Source organism: Serpentinicella alkaliphila (assembly GCF_018141405.1).
GTDB lineage: Bacteria > Bacillota > Clostridia > Peptostreptococcales > Natronincolaceae > Serpentinicella > Serpentinicella alkaliphila.
In genome coordinates this window covers 3202052-3222239 of the sequence record NZ_CP058648.1, presented here as the reverse complement: position 1 = coordinate 3222239, position 20188 = coordinate 3202052, and the positions used below count along the sequence as shown (strand labels likewise).

Annotated in this window: 18 protein-coding genes; 12 read left to right on the top strand and 6 right to left on the bottom strand. The window is 33.6% G+C overall.

The genetic code is table 11. The features are described 5' to 3' along the window. Positions 1–313: 313 nt before the first annotated feature. The 3 genes from HZR23_RS16395 to HZR23_RS16385 form a co-directional block, all read right to left on the bottom strand. Entirely contained in the window at positions 314–1744 is a 1431-nt protein-coding gene (locus tag HZR23_RS16395; RefSeq protein ID WP_132849752.1) for a carbon starvation CstA family protein, read from the bottom strand. A 160-nt stretch (positions 1745–1904) separates the two neighbouring features. Further along, complete coding sequence (locus HZR23_RS16390; protein WP_132849753.1) at positions 1905–2675, bottom strand: LytR/AlgR family response regulator transcription factor; 771 nt, start codon at positions 2673–2675, stop codon at positions 1905–1907. Positions 2676–2686: 11 nt separating this feature from the next. Then, positions 2687–2929: a sensor histidine kinase gene (locus HZR23_RS16385; protein WP_330615958.1), complete on the bottom strand. Its 243-nt coding sequence runs from the start codon at positions 2927–2929 to the stop codon at positions 2687–2689. A gap of 114 nt (positions 2930–3043) precedes the next feature. Here HZR23_RS16385 and HZR23_RS16380 point away from each other — a divergent pair, with 114 nt between their 5' ends. The 4 genes from HZR23_RS16380 to HZR23_RS18160 all read left to right on the top strand — a co-directional run bounded on the left by HZR23_RS16380 (position 3044) and on the right by HZR23_RS18160 (position 4248). Continuing rightward, on the top strand, positions 3044–3331 hold the full coding sequence (locus tag HZR23_RS16380) for a transposase (protein ID WP_213050260.1): 288 nt from the start codon (positions 3044–3046) through the stop codon (positions 3329–3331). A gap of 80 nt (positions 3332–3411) precedes the next feature. Next, positions 3412–3612 carry a hypothetical protein gene (locus HZR23_RS17435; protein ID WP_249536706.1) on the top strand — a complete coding sequence of 67 codons (201 nt, stop codon included), beginning with the start codon at positions 3412–3414 and terminating at the stop codon, positions 3610–3612. Positions 3613–3620: 8 nt separating this feature from the next. Next, positions 3621–4001 (top strand): DDE-type integrase/transposase/recombinase, encoded by a 381-nt coding sequence (locus tag HZR23_RS17430; RefSeq protein WP_249536705.1) that lies wholly within the window; start codon positions 3621–3623, stop codon positions 3999–4001. After that, on the top strand, positions 3934–4248 hold the full coding sequence (locus HZR23_RS18160) for an integrase core domain-containing protein (RefSeq protein WP_408641316.1): 315 nt from the start codon (positions 3934–3936) through the stop codon (positions 4246–4248). The genes HZR23_RS17430 and HZR23_RS18160 overlap by 68 nt, the downstream gene beginning before the upstream one ends. Before the next feature lie 39 nt (positions 4249–4287). Here the strand turns inward: HZR23_RS18160 and HZR23_RS16370 are convergent, their stop codons facing one another. The 3 genes from HZR23_RS16370 to HZR23_RS17415 all read right to left on the bottom strand — a co-directional run bounded on the left by HZR23_RS16370 (position 4288) and on the right by HZR23_RS17415 (position 7519). Then, positions 4288–5742 (bottom strand): LytS/YhcK type 5TM receptor domain-containing protein, encoded by a 1455-nt coding sequence (locus HZR23_RS16370; protein ID WP_132849906.1) that lies wholly within the window; start codon positions 5740–5742, stop codon positions 4288–4290. 243 nt (positions 5743–5985) lie between these two features. Further along, complete coding sequence (locus HZR23_RS17420) at positions 5986–6417, bottom strand: transposase (RefSeq protein ID WP_249536704.1); 432 nt, start codon at positions 6415–6417, stop codon at positions 5986–5988. Between the two features lie 199 nt (positions 6418–6616). Continuing rightward, positions 6617–7519 carry a hypothetical protein gene (locus tag HZR23_RS17415; protein WP_249536703.1) on the bottom strand — a complete coding sequence of 301 codons (903 nt, stop codon included), beginning with the start codon at positions 7517–7519 and terminating at the stop codon, positions 6617–6619. A 467-nt stretch (positions 7520–7986) separates the two neighbouring features. Between HZR23_RS17415 and HZR23_RS16360 the strand changes: the two genes are divergently transcribed. From HZR23_RS16360 to HZR23_RS16325, 8 genes are all read left to right on the top strand, one after another. Continuing rightward, positions 7987–8193 carry an SDR family oxidoreductase gene (locus HZR23_RS16360; protein ID WP_132847733.1) on the top strand — a complete coding sequence of 69 codons (207 nt, stop codon included), beginning with the start codon at positions 7987–7989 and terminating at the stop codon, positions 8191–8193. Between the two features lie 187 nt (positions 8194–8380). After that, positions 8381–9400 (top strand): C4-dicarboxylate TRAP transporter substrate-binding protein, encoded by a 1020-nt coding sequence (locus HZR23_RS16355; RefSeq protein ID WP_243098166.1) that lies wholly within the window; start codon positions 8381–8383, stop codon positions 9398–9400. Positions 9401–9645: 245 nt separating this feature from the next. Then, a complete protein-coding gene (locus HZR23_RS16350; RefSeq protein WP_132847732.1) occupies positions 9646–10161 on the top strand; it encodes a TRAP transporter small permease in 516 nt (171 codons plus the stop codon). Next, complete coding sequence (locus HZR23_RS16345) at positions 10152–11441, top strand: TRAP transporter large permease (protein WP_132847731.1); 1290 nt, start codon at positions 10152–10154, stop codon at positions 11439–11441. Before HZR23_RS16350 ends, HZR23_RS16345 begins: the two co-directional genes overlap by 10 nt. A 138-nt stretch (positions 11442–11579) precedes the next feature. Beyond that, positions 11580–12233, top strand: a complete 654-nt coding sequence (locus HZR23_RS16340; protein ID WP_132847730.1) for a GntR family transcriptional regulator — start codon at positions 11580–11582, stop codon at positions 12231–12233. A gap of 98 nt (positions 12234–12331) precedes the next feature. Next, entirely contained in the window at positions 12332–13354 is a 1023-nt protein-coding gene (locus tag HZR23_RS16335; RefSeq protein ID WP_243098165.1) for a zinc-binding alcohol dehydrogenase family protein, read from the top strand. Positions 13355–13368: 14 nt separating this feature from the next. After that, entirely contained in the window at positions 13369–14817 is a 1449-nt protein-coding gene (locus HZR23_RS16330) for a tagaturonate reductase (protein ID WP_132847729.1), read from the top strand. An 872-nt stretch (positions 14818–15689) separates the two neighbouring features. Beyond that, positions 15690–20150: a SpaA isopeptide-forming pilin-related protein gene (locus tag HZR23_RS16325; RefSeq protein ID WP_165913622.1), complete on the top strand. Its 4461-nt coding sequence runs from the start codon at positions 15690–15692 to the stop codon at positions 20148–20150. Positions 20151–20188 lie beyond the last annotated feature (38 nt).

The window sequence follows — 20188 nt, the reverse complement described above, 5'->3', positions numbered from 1 at the left end:
TTCTGTTGGGCTATGATATACATCGCCTCCAACAGATAATGCAGAGTACACCTACTGAATGGTAATTCTTTTTATGTTAGGGATATATGTTTAAATCTATTTAATTAGGCTATATTTTTTATAGAGTTGAGTATTACAATGTAGCAATAACAAATTGAGCAACAGAAAAGTGCGATGGATACTTAAAATTAAGAATGCGGTAGCACATCAAAGCTACCGCATTAGTGTTTTTTTATAGGTTTTAAGTTTAATTCAATACTTCTTAATAGATAATCTAACTTTTTTGCAATAACTTTTGCTGACGTTCTTACCTTTATGCTTCTGCTTCTAAAGGTTTATTTCCAGAGTAGCTCTTTATTTTATACATAAATACTCCTAAAGCAATTGCTGCTGCTCCCAGCCCAACAGGATATGAGATTGAGGTCGAAAGTTTGAAGCCTTCAGGGGCTTGTAGAATATATGTGGTGACTACGCCAGTCATAAAGGTCGCTGGTATTGTTGCAATCCAGTGATTTTTTTTACTGTAGCCTAAGTAGGCTGCGGCTGCCCATAGCATGATTGTTGCTAAAGTTTGATTAGACCATGCAAAATATCTCCAAATAATATTAAAATCAATTAAGCTTAAACTAAAGCCCACTACGAATAAAGGAATAGCTAATAATAATCTCTTTGATATAGGTGTTTGATTTGACTTCATGAAATCTGCAATTACTAATCGGGCACTTCTAAATGCTGTATCACCAGAAGTAATTGGGCAGACGATTACTCCAAGCATCGCTAGTAGACCACCAAATCCTCCTAGTAAAGCAATTGATATTTCATATACTACTGCTCCGGGACCTCCTGCAGAACTTGCTACTGCTAAGCCCTCAGTACCGTTATAAAAGCTCATGGCTGCTGCTGCCCAAATTAAGGCGATTACTCCTTCGGCAATCATAGAACCATAAAAAATCTTTCGACCATATCTTTCATTTTCAACACATCTTGCCATAAGAGGTGATTGTGTTGCATGGAATCCACTGATTGCACCACATGCAATGGTTATGAACATCAAGGGCCATATAGGTAAATTTCTAGGATGAATATTTTCTAATCCAAGCGCCGGGATTTGATATCCTCTAATAACTAGCATACTGCCGATACCAACGGCCATTATCAAAAGAACTGCCCCAAAAATAGGATATATTTTACCAATTACTTTATCCACTGGAAGGATGGTAGCAAGGAAATAGTAAACTAATATAATTCCTAGCCAAACTTGGTAATTTTGTATTCCTAAAAAGTTTAGATTCCCCAAAAGTCTTGCTGGCCCTGTCATAAAAACCGTCCCAACAAGAACTAATAACACAATTGAGAAAACCCTCATGAACTGTTTTGCACCATTTCCTAAATATATTCCAACGATTTCTGATACAGAAGCACCATTATTTCTAATGGAAAGCATTCCTGAAAAATAGTCATGTACTCCACCAGCAAATATACTTCCTAAAACAATCCAAAGGAAAGCCTTTGGTCCCCACAAAGCACCTGCTACTGCCCCGAAAATCGGACCTAAACCAGCTATATTTAAAAACTGGATTAAGAAAATTTTATACCAAGGCATTGGTACATAGTCAACATCATCCTTCATGGATAATGCAGGAGTTTGTCTTTCTTCTTTTGTTCCAAAAGACTTATCCACAAATCTTCCATAAAAAACATAGCCAACTATTAAAGCGACAACAGACAATAAAAATAATTCCATAACTTAACCCCCCATAATTTGGTAAGCACTTAGAGATATCATGCTTGAATATTGTAAGTACTCAGGAATATTATATAAGTAAATTATGTAAATATTTACATATCTGCACAAAATGTATTTTATTATGTTTAAAATGTCAAATATATTGAATAATATGATTTTAGTTTTCTAATCCTACCTTTTCTTTAAACTCCTTAAGTTTATTTCGGCTTATAGGAATATTATTTTTATGTCCTCGCATTTTTATTTGTAGGCTATTGTGAAACCATAGTATGATCTCATCTATTTCGTCTAAATTGATTAAAAAACTTCGATGGGGTCGAAAAAAGCCATGCTCCTGCAATCTCTCGTCCCAGTCTGATATAGACAAAGATGAAATAAAGTCACCTCTGCTGCTAATTACTTTTGTATTTCGATTACTTGTTTCAATATATATAATATCCCTAGGGGACAATACAAAAAGCTTTCCGTCCTTTTCTAAGGAAATCTTTTGTTTGGAATGCTCTAGTTGTAAATGTTTTTTTATGAGGATGTGAACTGCATCTATAGTAGTCTGACTTGAGTATTTTACCTCTCTCCTAAGTTTGTTTATGGTCATTATAAATCTTTTTTCATCTATAGGCTTCAGTAAATAATCTACTACAGAGAATTCAAAGGCTTTTATTGCGTACTCATTAAAGGCTGTTACAAAAACAATTTTTGGATGTGATGGTAGCTTGATTAACATAGCAGCAACATCTAAACCAGTCATGTCCTGTAATTGTATATCTAAAAAAACAATATCTGGCATAGCTTTTTCGCATAACTTAACTGCTTCTGTACCACTTGAAGCCTCACCGACAACTACAAAATCATCGTGTTGTGAAATTAAGTTTAAAATATTCATTCTTGCTGGCATTTCGTCATCAACAATCACTACTTGATAAGGCATACTACCACCCCCTAAGTATATAATGGAATTCTAATTTGTACACAGGTCCCTTCGTTTATTTTACTGTCTACAGTTAAGCAATAGTCCTCACCGTAAAGATTAACTAATCTTTTATTCACATTTTTAATACCAATAGATTTGTTATCGTTTTTCTCGTCCATCAGTCTATTTAAGGGTTCCCAATCCATACCCACTCCATCATCAATGACTTCCAAAATAATATCTTGCAATTTCTGTTTAGATTTTATGGTAATAGAGCCACCAATGGTTTTAGGTAAATGGTGCTAGAATATAAATAGTACAAGTTGAAAGTGGAAAATTCCAAAAATAAAGTTATAATGAAATTAGTGAAAGATGGAGGAATAGACATGAGTAAACAGTATACAAAAGAATTTAAAGAGGATGCAGCTAGGTACTATTTAGAGCATAAAGACTTAGGATTAATGGTTTGTGCAAAGAATTTGGGGGTAAGTAGAACAGCATTATCAGCTTGGGTAAAAGAATCAAAGTCAAATAATGGTGAGGTGCCTACGAGAGGATCTGGTAATTACCAAAGTGATGAAGCTAAAGAAAATGCAAGACTACGTAAAGAGTTAAGAGATGCGCAGGATGCATTAGAAATACTAAAAAAGGCAATCAGCATTCTGGGAAACTAACAGAGGCTCTCTTTATAGAAACATCCCAAAAGGAAGATGAATTAAATGAAGAGGGAAAACGCCGGCTTAATGTTAGCGGAGTGCTTAAAATACTAGGCGTTTCTAGGAGTGGTTATAATTCCTTTAAGAGAAGGGTTCCTTCTGATATGAATAAAAGAAAAGAATATATAAAGGTTCAAATTAAGCAAATACATGATGAGTCTTATCAGAACTATGGAGCTCCTAAAATAACACACGGCGATTACAACAAAATGGAGAAACCATATCAGAAAAAACAGTAGGTAATTATATGAGAGAAATGGGAATAAAAGCCCAATATGTAAAGCCTTATACGGTTACAACAATAGATTCGAATTTTAGTGAGGAACTTACTAATATATTGAATAAGGAATTTAACCCATCCGAACCAAACGCAGTATGGTGTTCTGATATTACATATATTTGGACCTATGAAGGGTTTGTATATTTAACTAGTATAATGGACCTGTATTCAAGAAAAATAATATCTTGGGTGCTTAGTACTACCCTAGAAGCAAAATGGGTAATAGAAGCAATTAATAAAGCCAAGGCATCACGGAATATAAGTAAACCATTAGTTATGCATTCAGATCGCGGGGTGCAATATACATGTACAAAGATATCAAAAATCTACAGAAAAATTTATAAATAGTTATTCTAGGAAAGCTAATCCATGGGATAATGCATGTATAGAATCATTCCATGCATTAATTAAAAGAGAGTGGATAAATAGATTCAAGATATTAGATTATAATCATGCATATCGATTGGTTTTTAACTATATAGAAGCATTTTATAATACAGTAAGAATACATAGCCATTGTGGATATTTATCTCCAAATCAGTATGAAGCTGAATATAACAAGGAGCTAAGCAAATTATACCAAGAAGCGAGTTGACATAATGTTGAATGATGAAAATATTAAGAAAATCCTAATTTAACTTGTACTTTTTCTTGACATAGTACCAAAAATTCCGTGAATTACTGCATTTTCAACTATTGGCTGAAGGATAAGGGGTGGCAACTGACAGTTTAGTCCTTCCTCTAGCTGATAGTTTACTTTTAGTTTATCTCCGAATCTTGCTCTCTCTATTTCTAGGTAAGAGGCAATATGTTCTAATTCTGTTGTTAAATCTACCAGTTCTTGACGATTCTTAAGACTCTTTCTAAACAAATCTGCTAGAGAGATTAAAAGAGCTTTTGCTTTAGAACTGTCTATTTGGATAAAGGATACAATAGTGTTAATAGCATTAAAAAGAAAATGCGGATTTATTTGGGCTTGAAGGTTTTTTAACTCTGATTCTACCAACAGTTTTTCTTGATAATCAAGTCTACTAAGCTCCAATTGAGTAGAAAATAATTGTGCAAGACCCAAAGCTAGTTCCACATCCAAAGAAGTTATGCTGTTTTCTTCTTGTCTATATAATTTTAAAGTTCCAACTACAATATCTTGTTGCTTTAATGGTACAACGATCGCAGACTTCAATTGACAGCTTTTAACATCACAATCTATGCCCTTCTTTTTAGATATAATTTTATAGTGTCTACTGTCGATTACTGAACGAGTTACCTGTGTCAAAATATTGCTTCCACTCAGGTGATGATCTTCTCCTAAGCCCTTATGAGCTAGTATTTGATGAGTATCGGTTATTGCCACAGCTGCTACATCGACAATATTATATATTATATCTACAACCATCTGGGCTACTTGGAAGTTTAAACCTTTCCTCAAAAATGGCAGGGTCAAATTAGCAATTTTTAAGGCTTTTTCAGCCTGACTAGCAGCAATTTTTTCCTGTTCTAAATAGATATTCTCTATTATCCCTATAAAAATTGCGATTCCTAAGGAGTTTACGATTACCATTGGAAATAGTATTATTTTTACAAGTGCTAAAGCACTTGCAAAGGGTCTTGCAATAATTAGTATAATCAACATCTGAACAATCTCAGCAAAAATTCCAAAGTAAAATGCATAATACCATTTATTTCTTTTATTTATTATGTAGTAATAAGCATATCCACCAATTAAACCTTCTACAACGGTGGAAATTCCACAGGCTAAAGCTGTAAAACCCCTAATGTCAATGAGAAATCGATGTCCTCCTGCTATTAATCCTGCTAACAAGCCTACTATTGGACCCCCTAATAAAGCACCAACCATCACTCCCACTATACGTGTATTAGCAAGAGCTCCATTAACAGGAACACTAGAATAAGTGCCCATGATTCCTATGGCCCCAAATACAATTGATAATATAATCTTATCAGCGATTGTCACATCTTTTTTTGTGATAATCTTCTTAAATATGCCAATCTTAGAAATTATTACTGCCAAAATTATTATAATGCCTAATTTATTTATCATAGACATCATTATACCTAAGATAACCATACAATCACCTTCTTTCTATTAAATATTACCATAATAATCCAGTTAAAATCTAGAATTATGTTACCTAATATTATGATTTTTTTATACTCTTAATTAAAGTAAAAATAACGTTTTCACATGTGCTGTCAATTAAGGTTCAATATTTCTTTAGCTACATAATAACAAACAAGAGAGGTGTTTTTAATTTTAGGAATATATTGACAAAATTAGTAAAATAATATAAAGTTATATCTGTAACATGAGTTATGCAATTGACTCCATATACTGGGAATTTTGCACAGTAAACCAACCTAACAATAAATTCTTCGGCCAAAATTTATCAATAAGTCTTGCAAATTGCCTAACTTCTGTGTCAAAATGTACTTGTATAGTTTGAAAGCATTGCTGTGCTTTTATAACGATACGGTATGTGGCGTTGAAAAAGTTTCGGACCATTTCGCCGTGGGTGAAGCCTTCTTCAGCGCCTTTATTATTGAGTTCCCATCTTGCATAGACAAGTAAAGTTTCTGCTGTAAAAATGAGCTCAATATGGGCGTAATGATGACTTTCCGACGTTGAGTGGCAAGAATTCAACCCCAGTTCTTGTTTTGCAGTTCTAAAAAAAACCTCAATGCTCCAACGCTTAATATATGCATCTAAAGCTTCTTCAGGATTATCGACCCTATTACTAATCAAAAGGTAAGCCCCACGATATGTAGCGCAACCTCTTTGTTTTTCTCAAATTCATCCTTCATCATTTCAGTATCTTCTTTGAGTCTTGTAGCTACAACTGCTTTTGCAATAGGCGTATAACGATACTTAGTTACTACTTTACCCTGCTTTCCAACTAAACGGTAGGGTAACTTGATATAAATATTAGGTATGGATATAGCACTTACTTTATCTTTAGCACCACTAATAAGAAGTTTGAAAAAACTTCTTTAATAAGCATTGAAGGCTTTACAGGGATAAAGCGTTCTCGGCCTGTAATATTCTCAATTTCTTTTCGATAAAGTGTTTGTATTACGTTTTGCCTTAGTAACCCAATCATATTGATGATCTGTGAGCCAATTAAAAAGTCTTTGCATAAAAACCGGCGGTCCATGGCAACCCATAGTACCCCTGTGTAAATCCGGCGAATATCCATTAGCATTTCTTTTGAAAGATCTATTTTTGTCTGTTTTTCATCGCTATTTTCTACCTTACGCCAAATACGCCAAAACAATGGATATTTAAGTCCGTTCTTTAATACAACAGTTGTAGCAACTATATTCATACACCAGATATTTATTTTAATGGAGCTATCATATAACCAACAAAGGAAAGGGATTTTCTTTCCATGGGCATGAGCCACCTTTGTATCATCAAGTACAATAACATCTCCTTCAGTAAATGCAGTTTCTTCTTCTTGTTGTAGTCTTTGTACTCTTTTAAAACTAAATAAACCCCAATTATAATCAGTTGTAAAAAAGCGGCTAAAGGTATATTGAGCCATTTTAAGATTCCGAAACATCGGTTGTAATAAGCTATCCTTAGTAGCATAATCAGAAATACGTGAGACAGAATTTTTATTAGCAATAAGTCCTACCACATAAGCAAAAGCAATAAGCCAAGTGGGTACACCATTACGTTTTACAATACCCGATTGCGTAAGCAGAAGTGAAAAATCAAATTTATCCCAAATTGCTTTTAAAACTGGCGTTCCGCCCCCATTTCCTTGTTGTAAATTTCTATATTTCGGTTTCCCAAGAGTCATATTTATCACCCATTCATCAAGAGTAATGGCTATTAATACCATTCACTTTGATTATTGGGGCGGGTTTAAAAAGTCAAGTCTTTTTTGCTATTTCAAGACATATAAAACAAAAATATTTTTTAGTATATTATAATATACGATACATCAGTCTTATTTACATTTATTTACACGAACTGCATAACTCATGTCTGTAATATATCTGTGATATATCAGAGAGTCTATAAATTTTCTGCATATTTGGACCCTACCTCTAGGACCTTACCATGGCTCTTAAGTCATGTAATCACCGGAAAAATTGTTAGTGCATAATGATTTTTAACATCTCAATATCTTAATATTAGGGACAAGGCTGTTGTCGTGCCTTGCTCAATCTTTAAAATACATATGAATTGATCCCACCAAAGAAAAAATATTAAAAAAATATCTAGAGCTACTAATGGAATAAAGGCTAAAGTGAGCGTGGAGTGCGCTAATTCCTTATACGAAATTACATAAGAAAGTTTATATCTATGAAGGTACCTCTAGGGGTACCTTATGTAACTGGCTATCCCGCTTTTAAGTCAGCTATGCATGAGATGGTTCAAATTTTGGCTACTGAAGTCTTGGCTGAAAGAATTCGTGTTAAATCAGTTACTTCCATATGGACGGATACACCAATGCAAAAGGCAATAGAGTGTGATGATGAAAGAAAAAAATTCTTAGTAGGACGCCCATGAGAGCCTTTGGTTCTCCAGAAGATATAGGAAGGGTAGTTATGTATGTCGTTTCTAAAGCGGCTAACTTTGTAAATAGTTACATCTTTAATTGTTGATGGCGGCGCATTGATAGGTTTTTAAGTTATAATTAGGGACATTTTTAAATGTGCTGATGCACATTTGAAATATAAAAAAGGAGGAGAATAAAGTGAAGAAAACGATTTCTATTTTATTGGTATCACTAATGATTTTAACTCTACTAATTGGATGTGGCCGAAAAGAAGTAGCTGCACCAAATCCAGCGGAAGTTAAACCAGTGGTGATTCAGATAGCCTATGAGAATAACCCTGGTGAACCAATTGACGTTACTGCGATTGAATGGAAAAGACTTATTGAAGAAAGAAGTAATGGAAGTATGAAGGTTGAATTATTTCCTTCTAGTCAGTTAGGGTCTAAAAATGATTTAATTGACCAAATGCTAGCTGGTGATTCAGTTATTACATTGGCTGATGGGGCATTTTATGCAGATCGTGGTGTTCCAGATTTCGGTATAGTATTTGGACCATATATATTTGACAACTGGGATCAATGCTGGAAATTAACAGAGAGTGACTGGTGGCAAGAGCAAAGTGATAAACTTGAGGAAAAGGGTTTAAAACTATTGGCTTCTAATTGGATGTATGGGGATCGTCATCTTCTTACAACAAAACCTGTAAAAACTGTAGCAGATGTGAAAGGGATGAAAATCCGTGTTCCTAACAATACAATTCAAGTAAAAGGTTTTGAAGTTTTAGGAGCAACACCTACACCTATGGCATTGGGAGAAGTTTATACATCTTTACAACAAGGCACGATTGACGGCCTAGAAAATCCACTACCAGTTCTTTATAACGGTAAATTTCATGAGGTTGCTAAATATTTAACATTAACAGCTCATGTTAAGAACTTTACTACTTGGATTGGTGGAGTTACTTTCTTTGAATCTTTAACTGCTGAGCAACAACAAATTTTAATGGAAACGGGTACAGAAGCTGGTATATTTAACAATAACCTTCAAGACAAAATTAAAGAAGATACTTTAGCTAAATTTAAAGCTGAAGGTGTTGAAGTTATAGAAATAGATTTATCAGAGTTTCAGGAAGTATCAAAGGCGTTCTACTCTCTTCCAGAGTTCACAGCTATATGGTCCCCAGGACTTTATGATACGGTTAGAGCTAATATGAAATAAATTCAAGCATTAAATAATTCTTGCATGAATCAAGAGGTTTAATTTTATCCGGAGGTGTTCTAGCCTCCGGATAATAAAATATAAGGATATGAGCGACGGAAAGTTTAAGCTGTTAAGAAAAGAAAGAATTTACGTAATGCTAAGTAGCAGGTACATAATAGGATAATAATGTTTTCCATAACACTATTAGGTACACTGATAAGTTCATCTGTGGGGAGAATGATATATGATAGGGGGGCGAATACATGAAAATGAGGCATAGTATTTTGAAATACTTAATAAATTTGGATATTCTACTAGCTGCTATATCATTGATTGTACTTGTAAGTATTACTTTTTCAGGTGTTATAATGCGATACTTTTTAAATAAACCCTTTGTTTGGTTAGAAGAAGTTCAAATATGGTGTTTTATTTGGCTCGTGTTTTTAGGAGCGGGGGCAGCATTTCGTAGCGGAAGTCATGTAGCTATAGATGTTGTAGTAGATCTTATGCCACCTTTTATGAGGAAGACAATAGAGATTTTAGGATATTTTGTGGTGATGTATGTACTTTATTTTTTTATAATTCATGGTTCAAATCTTGTTAAGCAGCTACACAATACCGGAAGGCTAACCAATATATTAAGAGTGCCATACCCAATAATTTATGGTGCTTTGCCAGTAGGTTGCATTTTAATGATGATCAATCACACTTTAATGACAGGAATGAAACTATTCAAAATAGAAGTAAATAAGGAAGGCAGGGAAGAAGAATGCATATAAGTGCTGTTGGTTTAGGTACTATTGTTCTATTAATGCTTTTATTTTTACAGGTTCCGGTTTTTGCTTCATTGTTAGCAGGTTCCGTTGTTTATTTTTCTCTTACACCAAATATTCCAACTCAGATTATTGCACAACGTTTTATAGCAGGAATCGAAAGTATTCCTCTTCTTGCGATCCCATTTTTTATATGTGCCGGTGTATTTATGAATTATTCTGGCGTGACAAGGCGGGTTATGGACTTTTGTGAAATAGTAACAGGACGTATGACAGGTGGTTTAGCTCAAGTAAATGTATTATTATCCACTCTTATGGGAGGATTGTCAGGATCTAACCTTGCAGATGCAGCCATGCAAGCAAAGATGCTGGTGCCAGAGATGGAAAAGAAAGGTTTTTCAAAAGAATTTTCATCCGTTGTTACCGCCTCTTCAGCTATTATTACACCTTTAATTCCACCAGGTATTGCTATGATTATCTATGGGTCAATAGCAAATGTATCAATTGGGAGACTCTTTATAGCAGGAATAGGGCCAGGACTACTATTATGTGTTTCAATGATGATATTGGTAACTATTATTTCTAAAAAGCGGGGTTATATGCCGACACGAACTACAAGCGTAAAACCTGCGGAATTTCTCTCAGTATTAAGAAGTGCTGCACTACCTCTTTTTTTACCAGTTATTATTATTGGGGGTATTCGTTTAGGAATTTTCACACCAACTGAGGCAGGATCTGTTGCAATTGTATATTCTCTTATACTTGGTGTTGTATACCGTGAGATGAAATTTTCGCATATTATTTCAGGAATTAAAGAAACAATTACAGGCACTGCCTCTATTATGCTCATCGTAGGCGCTGCTTCTGCTTTCGCCTGGATTCTTACTAGAGAGCGTATTCCTCAGCAAGCAACTGAGTTAATTGTAAATATGATCTCAAATAAATATATATTCCTTATGGCTGTTAATTTATTTTTGATTATCGTTGGTATGTTTATCGAGGGAAATGCAGCTATGATTGTATTGGTACCTTTATTAGCACCGGTAGCTACAACTTATGGAATAAATGAAATTCAGTTCGCCATGATATTTATATTTAACATGGCCATTGGTTGTTTAACGCCACCTATGGGTACGCTTATGTTTGTGACATGTGGAATAACAAAATGTAAAATTAAGAGCTTTATTAGAGAAGCAATACCATTTTACATACTTCTTTTTATTTGTCTGATGTTGTTAACATTTGTTCCGGCATTTTCTGTAGGCATTGTTAATTTAATTTACTAATAACTCTAAATATAATATTTTATATAAATCTTCACTCTTGTTTATGAATAATAGTTATATAGGGTTTAAAAAATGATGAGAATTTGATACATTTAATTCATTTATATAAAACACTTTTAAAAGTAGGAGGTAAACCCATTGATAGAAACAACTAAAACGCAATTACCATTAAAAGAGAAAGCATATAATTTGATAAAGAATAAAATAGTTAAGTGTGAACTAGCCCCAGGAAACCCAATATCAGAAGCAGAGCTTTCAAATGAGTTAGGTATGAGCAGAACACCAGTTAGAGAAGCGTTATTACGCTTGAGCCAAGAGAAGTTTATAACCATATATCCTCGCAAAGGCATTATTGTTTCACCGATAACTGTTCAAGACATTCATGAAGTATTTCAAGTACGAGAAATTGTAGAACCTTATTTTGCTAAGATTGGGTGCAGAAATATGTCAAAAGAATATTTAATTGATTTGAGGAAAAAATTTGAAAGTGCAAATTTTGATTTAGGTCATCCAAGTGGAACTGAGTATTTTGACTTGGATATTGAGTTTCATAAATACATAATTAAGGCCGGAAATAATAGTCACTTAATTAAATTCACTAATAGAATATTTGAATTAGACTATAGAATTCGTGTTATGTCTACTTTAGCAATAGAAGACATAGTTAATAGATCAAGACCTGAACATTTTGATATTATTGAGGCATTAATAAATAAAGATGAAAAGAAAATCGAAGAAACAATAAAAGGACATATAGCTAATGCTCGGGAAGCAGCATTACTGAAAATATAGCCCTATAGAATAATGTAATTTGTCAAATACCATAAAAGTTAAGATCTAAATAAAAATATTGAAAATCTTTTTTATGAGTAGAAATAGGGGGATAAATAATGAAAACAATGAAGGTAGTTCAAATAAAAGAACCTGGGGTAATAGAATTGGTTGAAAAAGAAATACCTATCCGTAAGAAGGGGCAAGCACTACTTAAAATAAAGTACTGTGGCATTTGTGGTTCAGACATAGCCACATATACAGGCAACCAACCTTTTGCAAGCTATCCTCGAATTCCTGGACATGAGTTTTCTGCGGAAGTTATAGAGATAGAGGAAAATGATTTGGGTTTACTAAAAGGAATGATTGTTACTGCAAACCCTTATTTTAACTGTGGACATTGCTATTCTTGCCAAAGGGGAAAAGTAAATTGTTGCGAGTTAAATGAGACAATGGGAGTGCAAAGAGATGGATCTTTTGCTGAGTACATAACGATGCCTATTGAAAGAATATACAATGGTAATATGCTTTCAGCAAAAACACTGGCTTTAATAGAGCCCTTTTCAATAAGCTACCATGCAATAAACCGAGGAGATATCCAAAAGGGAGATAAAGTATTAATCTTTGGTGCAGGGGCAATAGGTATATTTGCTATGATATCTGCTAAGCTTAAAGGAGCAGAAATATATGTTACAGATTTATTTGAGGATAGGTTGGAGCAGGCTATGAAAATGGGTGCAGATGGAGTCGTAAATGTAGCTAAATCTGATGTAAATGAAAGAGTTAAAGAAATTACGAATGGTCATGGGATGGATGTATGTATTGAAGCAGCAGGATTACCGAAAACATTTTTAAACTGTATAGAGAATGTAGCTTTTGGAGGGAAGGTAGTTCTGATAGGTAATGGAAAAAGAGAAACTACCTTTAATCATTCTATCTTGTTGAAAAAGGAATTAGATATATATGGTTCAAGAAATAGTTTAAATGATTTTCCTCCTTTAATTGATTTAGTAGCTCGTGGAAAAGTTGAGATAGACAATATGGTAACGGATGTGTTTGAATTAGAAAAAGTAATTGATGCCTTTGAAGTTTTAAAAAATAATGACGGCACTAAATTAAAAGTTTTAGTAAAATTTGATTAAAGGGGAGATTATCTATGAAATTGTGCAAAGACATTCATCAGCATAGTAAGTACCCAGAAAGAATACTACAATTTGGAGAAGGAAACTTTTTAAGAGCCTTCGTTGATTTGATAGTTCATACAATGAATGAAGAAGCAGATTTTAATAGTGGGATCGTAGTTATACAACCGATTCAAAATGGATTAATAGAAATCCTGAATCTCCAGGATGGTCTTTATACATTATATCTAAAAGGAATACAAGATGGTCAAGTTACAAGTGAACACAAAGTGATTGATTGTGTTACAAGGGGAATAAATCCCTATACTGATTATGATCAGTATTTAAAATTAGCTGAGAATCCTGACTTAAGATTTGTAATATCTAATACTACCGAGGCGGGCATTTTCTTACATAAAAAGGATAGATTAGAGGATCGACCACAAGTAAGTTTTCCAGGTAAGTTAACTGCATTGTTATATCGTAGGTATAAGTTCTTTAATGGGGACAAAAGTAAAGGACTTATTTTCATTCCCTGTGAGTTGATTGAAAAAAACGGCGATAAGTTAAAAGAGATAATCCTGAAGTTTGTTGAGCTATGGGAGCTTGAATCGGAATTTCTTCAATGGATTATAGAGGCTAATATTTTTTGTAACAGTTTAGTAGACAGAATTGTACCCGGGTATCCAAGAGAAAGACTAGAAGAAATATATAGAGAGTTAGGCTATGAAGACGATTTAGTGGTAGAAGCAGAGCCATTTCATCTATGGGTAATTGAAGGTCCAGATTTTGTTAAAAGTGAATTTCCTGTAGATAAAGTGGGGTTAAATGTTTTATTCGTTGATGATATAACACCGTACAGGACTAGAAAGGTAAGAATACTAAATGGAGCCCATACAAGTATGGTGCCTGTGGCATACCTTTATGGAATAGATACAGTAAGAGAAGCAATAGAAGATGAAGTTGTTGGAAAATTTGTGAAGGATACTATATTTGAAGAAATCATACCAACTTTAGATTTGACCAAAGAAGAGCTTGAAGCATTTGCAAATTCGGTAATAGATCGTTTTAAAAATCCTTTTATAAAACATGATTTAATGAGTATTGCATTAAACTCTATGTCGAAATTCGAAACTAGAGTACTGCCTTCTATTTTAGAATATCAAAATAGGGAAGGAAAACTGCCACTAAAGCTAACCTTCTCCTTAGCCGCATTAATAAATTTTCATAGGGGAGAAAGAAATGGGGAGAAAATTGTTTTATCTGACGATGCAGCTATCCTCGAACAATATGCGAGTCTATGGAAGGTGCATGATGGATCATCAGAGCAATTGAAAACTATTGTAGCTACTATATTATCAAACGAAAAAGTCTGGAAAATGGATTTGAATCAAGTTTCGGGTTTAACAGATGCTATAACTACTTACTTAACTAATATTCTAGAGTTAGGTATGAAAAAGGCTATTTTTCAGGTGATGTATTAATATGAGTGGATTAAAACTAATGCTGATGTTAATGTTGCTATTATTACTTTAGGAAGAATCTGATCTGAAAGTTCGAAAATGGTTTCTGGAATTGAACCACTAGATATTTTGCTGGTTTAGCTATACGACGGAGAGTATATAGTATTTGTACTGCATTGTACCAGTGCGATACAAAGGCAAGGACTAGTTAGGGTTTACGATGAGTATAAATTGAGGATTTACACTAAGGCTTTACAATTCAGTTAATAACTGATTTGTAGAGTTTTATCGTTTGTTTTAAAGAAAATGGGTAAGTTTTAGTATTCACGCAATCGTGAAAGATAATCCTTGTAGAAATACAGCGATGTTTCAACAGGTATATGAGAATCACTAAAAAATGTTTTGTCAGTTTTTTTGTATGATTAAAGCAACACCAGTTACTTTAAGGAAAAAAATGCGTAATAAGACATTAAGGTTTAAGCATATTCTTAAGGGATGGAAGTATAAAAATTTTATTTACTAAATAAAGCCATAAAATAGGAGCTAATGCTCACTAGTTTCAGATTAAAATTCATGGATTGTTGATTGGAATCTTGCAGAAATATTTTTGAATATAAGGATTGAATTAAATAGTAACAAGTGGAGTATATGGCAATCTTAGTATAACTAAAATTATGTACTTTATTAAGATTTTAAAAATACAGATATATTATTAAACTGACCTTAAGTTTGTTTTAATACCATGACTTGAGGGTATGATATCATCAATTATTATTTGAAAGGGGCAGCAATAATGTTTAAGTGCACAATAATTTACTTGAATTTTTCCTAAACTGCAAGAACAAGGAATTTTAAATTGCCTTGAATTAGATTACAGAAAGGAGATGGTTAATTTGTCTTTACAAAAAAAAGGTTTGAAGAGATTACTTAGTTTTACATTGATGATCATATTAATCCTAGGGTTAATACCTATGGAGCAGCTAGTTGCATATGCAGATTCGGATATAATACACTTTCAATTTATAACTAATGTTGAGATAACAGATGAGGATGGGAATCCGTTTTTAGGAGATGTAAATAAAGATTCAAAGTTAAGGCTTCAATACGATTTTGCAATTCCTGATATGGAAACTGTTACAGGGTCTGTTTATGGTATAACAGCAGGACAAAAATACAGCTTTAGCATACCTAATGAGATACCTATTAAAAATCAGCTGAACATACCTCTTGAAGATAGCGAAGGAAATTTATTTGGAAATGTGGTTATTGATACAGACAATCAAGGAACTATAACATTCACAGAATTTGCCACATCACTTTCGAATGTTTCAGGTTTTTTCTGGGTTTACAGTGAATTTGATGCTGAGAAAATTGGCAATGATGGAAATCAAGATATTGTTTTTGATTTAGGTAGTGGGCAATCAAAGGTAATAACTATTCCTTTTGAACTGGAAGATGAGGAGTTTGACATTAAGCTAGAAAAAGACGGTAATTATGATAAAGAAACAAACGAAATTACTTGGACTATCAATGTGAAGCCAGAAACGTATCCAATTATTAGAGAACTAGATAATGTAGTTATAAAGGACTTTATAGAAGCTAATCAAGTATATATTGAAGGCTCTTTCAGTATAGACCCTGAGGTAGTAGGAAGTTTTAATTACTCAGAAGGAGAATTAAGCTTTAGCTTTAGTGAACCAATAAATAAAACTGCAGGTGAAGAATATATAATAACCTTTAAGACTAGACCTGAAATATCAGGTTTTACAGAAAATAATCAAACCCTATTATTTAAAAATCAGGCATTAGCAGAATTTGAATATAAAAATAATCCTAAGACTTCATTTTCTAACGAGGCGCAAGTAGATGTAACATCTGATTTTATTGAAAAATATGGTGAATTATCTGGCTTTGATAATATAGATTGGACTGTTAAGATTAACAACAATTATTTTACAATCGAAAATGCAAAAATAACTGATAAATTGCCAGTAGGTTTAACGCTTGATGAATTAAGCATTAAAGTAAATAGAAGCGAGGTAACTATTAATAATACAACTGGGCCTCTAAAGTATGATGAAGCTAATAGAGTATTGACCTATGAGTTTAATACAACTATTAACGAACCTCAAACTTTAACATATAGAACAAAAGTTACAGACCCTACGGCATTTGAATCAAACCAACCCAAAACATATACCAATGAGGCTCTTTTAGAAGGAAATGGAGTTCCAAATGACACCAAAATTGGTGTAGGAGTTGAAGTGCCAACTAGTGTAATAGAAAAACAAGCACTTGGATATAATTCAAGTAATCAAGAAATAACTTGGAGGATAACAGTAAATAGCAATAAGATTGCTATGAGTGGAGCAGTTGTTACAGATTCAATACAGGCAGGACTTGAATATGTAGAAAATTCCTTTGAGGTCAGAGACAATGATAATAATATTATAAATCCTATAACTGGGTTGACTTTTATTGGACCAACCGCAGGGGAACATGGAAGAGGACTAATTACTTATAACATACCTGATGAATTAACTGTTGGAAAAACTGTAACTATAGAGTTTAAAACAAGGGTTTTAGATAACAATATTTACGCAACTAACAGAAACACAAATTTTACTAATAGGGCAACTCTCAACTATACAAATGGACCTGAATCTATATCTACAGCTACTCAACAGGTAAGAAGTCAGGTTATATCGAAACGTTCATTAGGATATAACTACAACACGAGGGAGATAGAGTGGGAGATAACAATTAATCAAAACAAGATGCCTTTAACTAATGTAATTGTTAAAGATGTTATACCAGTTGGTCATAAATATGTAGTTGGCTCATCCACCATTGGAAATGAGTTTATCACTCCAAACTATGATGAAAGCAGTAATATTCTTACATACGATGTAGGAAATATTAATGATCAGAAAATAATTAAATTTAAAACTATAGTTGAAGACCTAAGTATATTTGAAGATAATAAAACTATAACAGTTACAAATACTGCAAGGATATCAGCAAATGAGATTCCTGGTGAAGTAGTAGTAACAGGAAGTAGAAACATAAACAATACGGTGGTAGGTAAAAAGGGTAATTATACGAATGGTAATAACTATATAGATTGGGAAGTAACTGTAAATCAAAACAGCTTAGATATTGAAAATCCAGTACTAGAAGACGTCTTACAAGAGGGTCTTTTCCTAGATACTGAAAGTGTTAAACTATTTAAGGCTGTTCGTCCTAATAATGGTAATCTGACTAAAGGAGATGAAATATATCTTACTGCTGATAATATAAAATATGACGGCCCAAGTAGAACTTTTGAGTTTCATTTTAATCAGACTATAGATGGTCCTTATATTTTAGAATTTAGAACAGATATAGGTGATGCGTATAGAAATGCTACTTTTAAAAACACTGTTACTTTTAAAGGAAGCAGACCGACTCAAGACTCTACTAGCAGCAATATAGTTGTTAGTTTCCAAATAGGAGGCGGGGGCGCTTCTGGAACTTTAGGAAGTATCACTATAGAAAAAGTAGATAAAGATACAAATGTAAAGCTTGTAGGAGCTACCTTCCAGCTTATAGACACCTTTGGGAATGTATTAAGTGAAAAAACAACAAATAGTAGCGGAAGACTTACATTTGATAGACTAAAATTTAGAACTTATTCTATTAAGGAGGTATCTGCTCCAGAGGGATATGTTTTAATCGGTGATCCTTACCTGATAGTTATAAACAGTTCCAATAAAGATATTACTTTTACAGCTCAAAACTCTACAATAAAAGGAAGTATAGGTTTTAGAAAGATTGACTCTCAAACAAAAGAACCTATAGAGGGGGCTGAGTTTGAGCTATTTAATGAGTTCGGGGATTCATTAGGGATTACTACAAAGAGCGGTATCGATGGGCTTGTTACATTTACAGATATACCTTATGGAAGTTATATAATAAAAGAAATATCTCCAGCCGAGTATTATAAAAATCAAGTTATAGAACTTAAGGCAAATATTTCAGAGGATGAGCAATTAGTATATGCAAGTCCAGTAGGAAATTCGGAGGTTCTCTATAACGTAGAAAATACTATAAATACAGGAAATATTAAACTAATCAAGGTTGATAAGGTTAATAATGAAATAAAGCTACAAGGAGCTTTGTTTAGACTATTTAGGCTTCTTGGAGAAGAAGAAATTCTTGTATCTGAAATAATCACAGATAAAGATGGATTTGCGATTTGGGAATACGTAAAATACGGGAAACTCGTTATAAGGGAAGTAACGCCGCCGGAAGGATATTATTTGAACACTAGTGAGGTTCAGATTGAACTTTCGGATGATGTATTAGACGGTTTGGATACACTAGAAATAAGATTTGAAAATGATAAAATTCCTCTTGGAAATCTTGTTATCAACAAGATTGACTCATACACTGCAAAGCCGCTTCAAAACGTTGAGTTTGAAATTTACAAGGCTGATGACTTAGAGTTACTTGTAAAAAAAGTGGTTACTGATGAGGGTGGTAAAGCTGAAGTCTTAGATCTTCAAATAGGTGATTATGTAATTAGGGAGGTAAACACACCTAATGGATATCATAAGCTCAAAGCAGATCAGCTTGTCACCATATATGATAACAAAGCTACTTCTATCACAATAAAAAATGATCCTCTTCGCTCAATCTTAGTTAAGAAGGTAGATAGAAATAACCCTACCATAGTTCTCTCTGGAGCTGTATTTACACTAAGAAATGAAAATGACGAGAAAGTCGGAGTAGATTTAACTACAGGTCCAGATGGAATAGCTATATATAACCTTTTGGAGTTTGGTAAATATATACTGAAGGAAGTTTCAGCTCCTTCTGGATACCTATTAAATAATTCTCAGATTTTAATTACAGTAGATGCAGAGTCAGAGCTTATAAAGGTAATAGAAGTAGAGAATCAAAGAAAATCGTCGGGTGGAGGAACTACACCACCAACACCAGAGCCAGAGCCACCGATAGAGGAACCAGAAACACCTCCACCAACGCCAGAGCCACCGATAGAGGAACCAGAAACACCTCCACCAACACCAGAGCCAATACCTCAGTTTGTTGTACCACCTTCTCCTGAAGAGGGGCCGGAGGTATTCATTTTGATAGACGATGAAGGCATACCTTTGGGGAAATATACGAAGAAAACAATATCAGATGGAGAATATATCTATGTGGATGATAACGGTATACCCCTTGGTGGTTTGAATATTCCAAAGACAAGTGACGATACTCCAGTGATTCTTTGGATGATTCTAATGGCCCTTTGCCTAATTAGCTCAGGTGTACTATTTAGACCTAAAAAGAGAAGAATTAATTCATGATGAGACAAGAGCGATTGCGGCGTTTTGTCGCAATCGTT

Coding starts and splice junctions, on each gene's coding strand:
- HZR23_RS16395 (WP_132849752.1), bottom strand. CDS start 1,744: ATGGAATTATTTTTATTGTCTGTTGTCGCTTTAATAGTTGGCTATGTT.
- HZR23_RS16390 (WP_132849753.1), bottom strand. CDS start 2,675: ATGCCTTATCAAGTAGTGATTGTTGATGACGAAATGCCAGCAAGAATG.
- HZR23_RS16380 (WP_213050260.1), top strand. CDS start 3,044: ATGAGTAAACAGTATACAAAAGAATTTAAAGAGGATGCAGCTAGGTAC.
- HZR23_RS17430 (WP_249536705.1), top strand. CDS start 3,621: ATGAGAGAAATGGGAATAAAAGCCCAATATGTAAAGCCTTATACGGTT.
- HZR23_RS16370 (WP_132849906.1), bottom strand. CDS start 5,742: ATGGTTATCTTAGGTATAATGATGTCTATGATAAATAAATTAGGCATT.
- HZR23_RS17415 (WP_249536703.1), bottom strand. CDS start 7,519: ATGGTATTAATAGCCATTACTCTTGATGAATGGGTGATAAATATGACT.
- HZR23_RS16360 (WP_132847733.1), top strand. CDS start 7,987: ATGAAGGTACCTCTAGGGGTACCTTATGTAACTGGCTATCCCGCTTTT.
- HZR23_RS16350 (WP_132847732.1), top strand. CDS start 9,646: ATGAAAATGAGGCATAGTATTTTGAAATACTTAATAAATTTGGATATT.
- HZR23_RS16345 (WP_132847731.1), top strand. CDS start 10,152: ATGCATATAAGTGCTGTTGGTTTAGGTACTATTGTTCTATTAATGCTT.
- HZR23_RS16335 (WP_243098165.1), top strand. CDS start 12,332: ATGAAAACAATGAAGGTAGTTCAAATAAAAGAACCTGGGGTAATAGAA.
- HZR23_RS16330 (WP_132847729.1), top strand. CDS start 13,369: ATGAAATTGTGCAAAGACATTCATCAGCATAGTAAGTACCCAGAAAGA.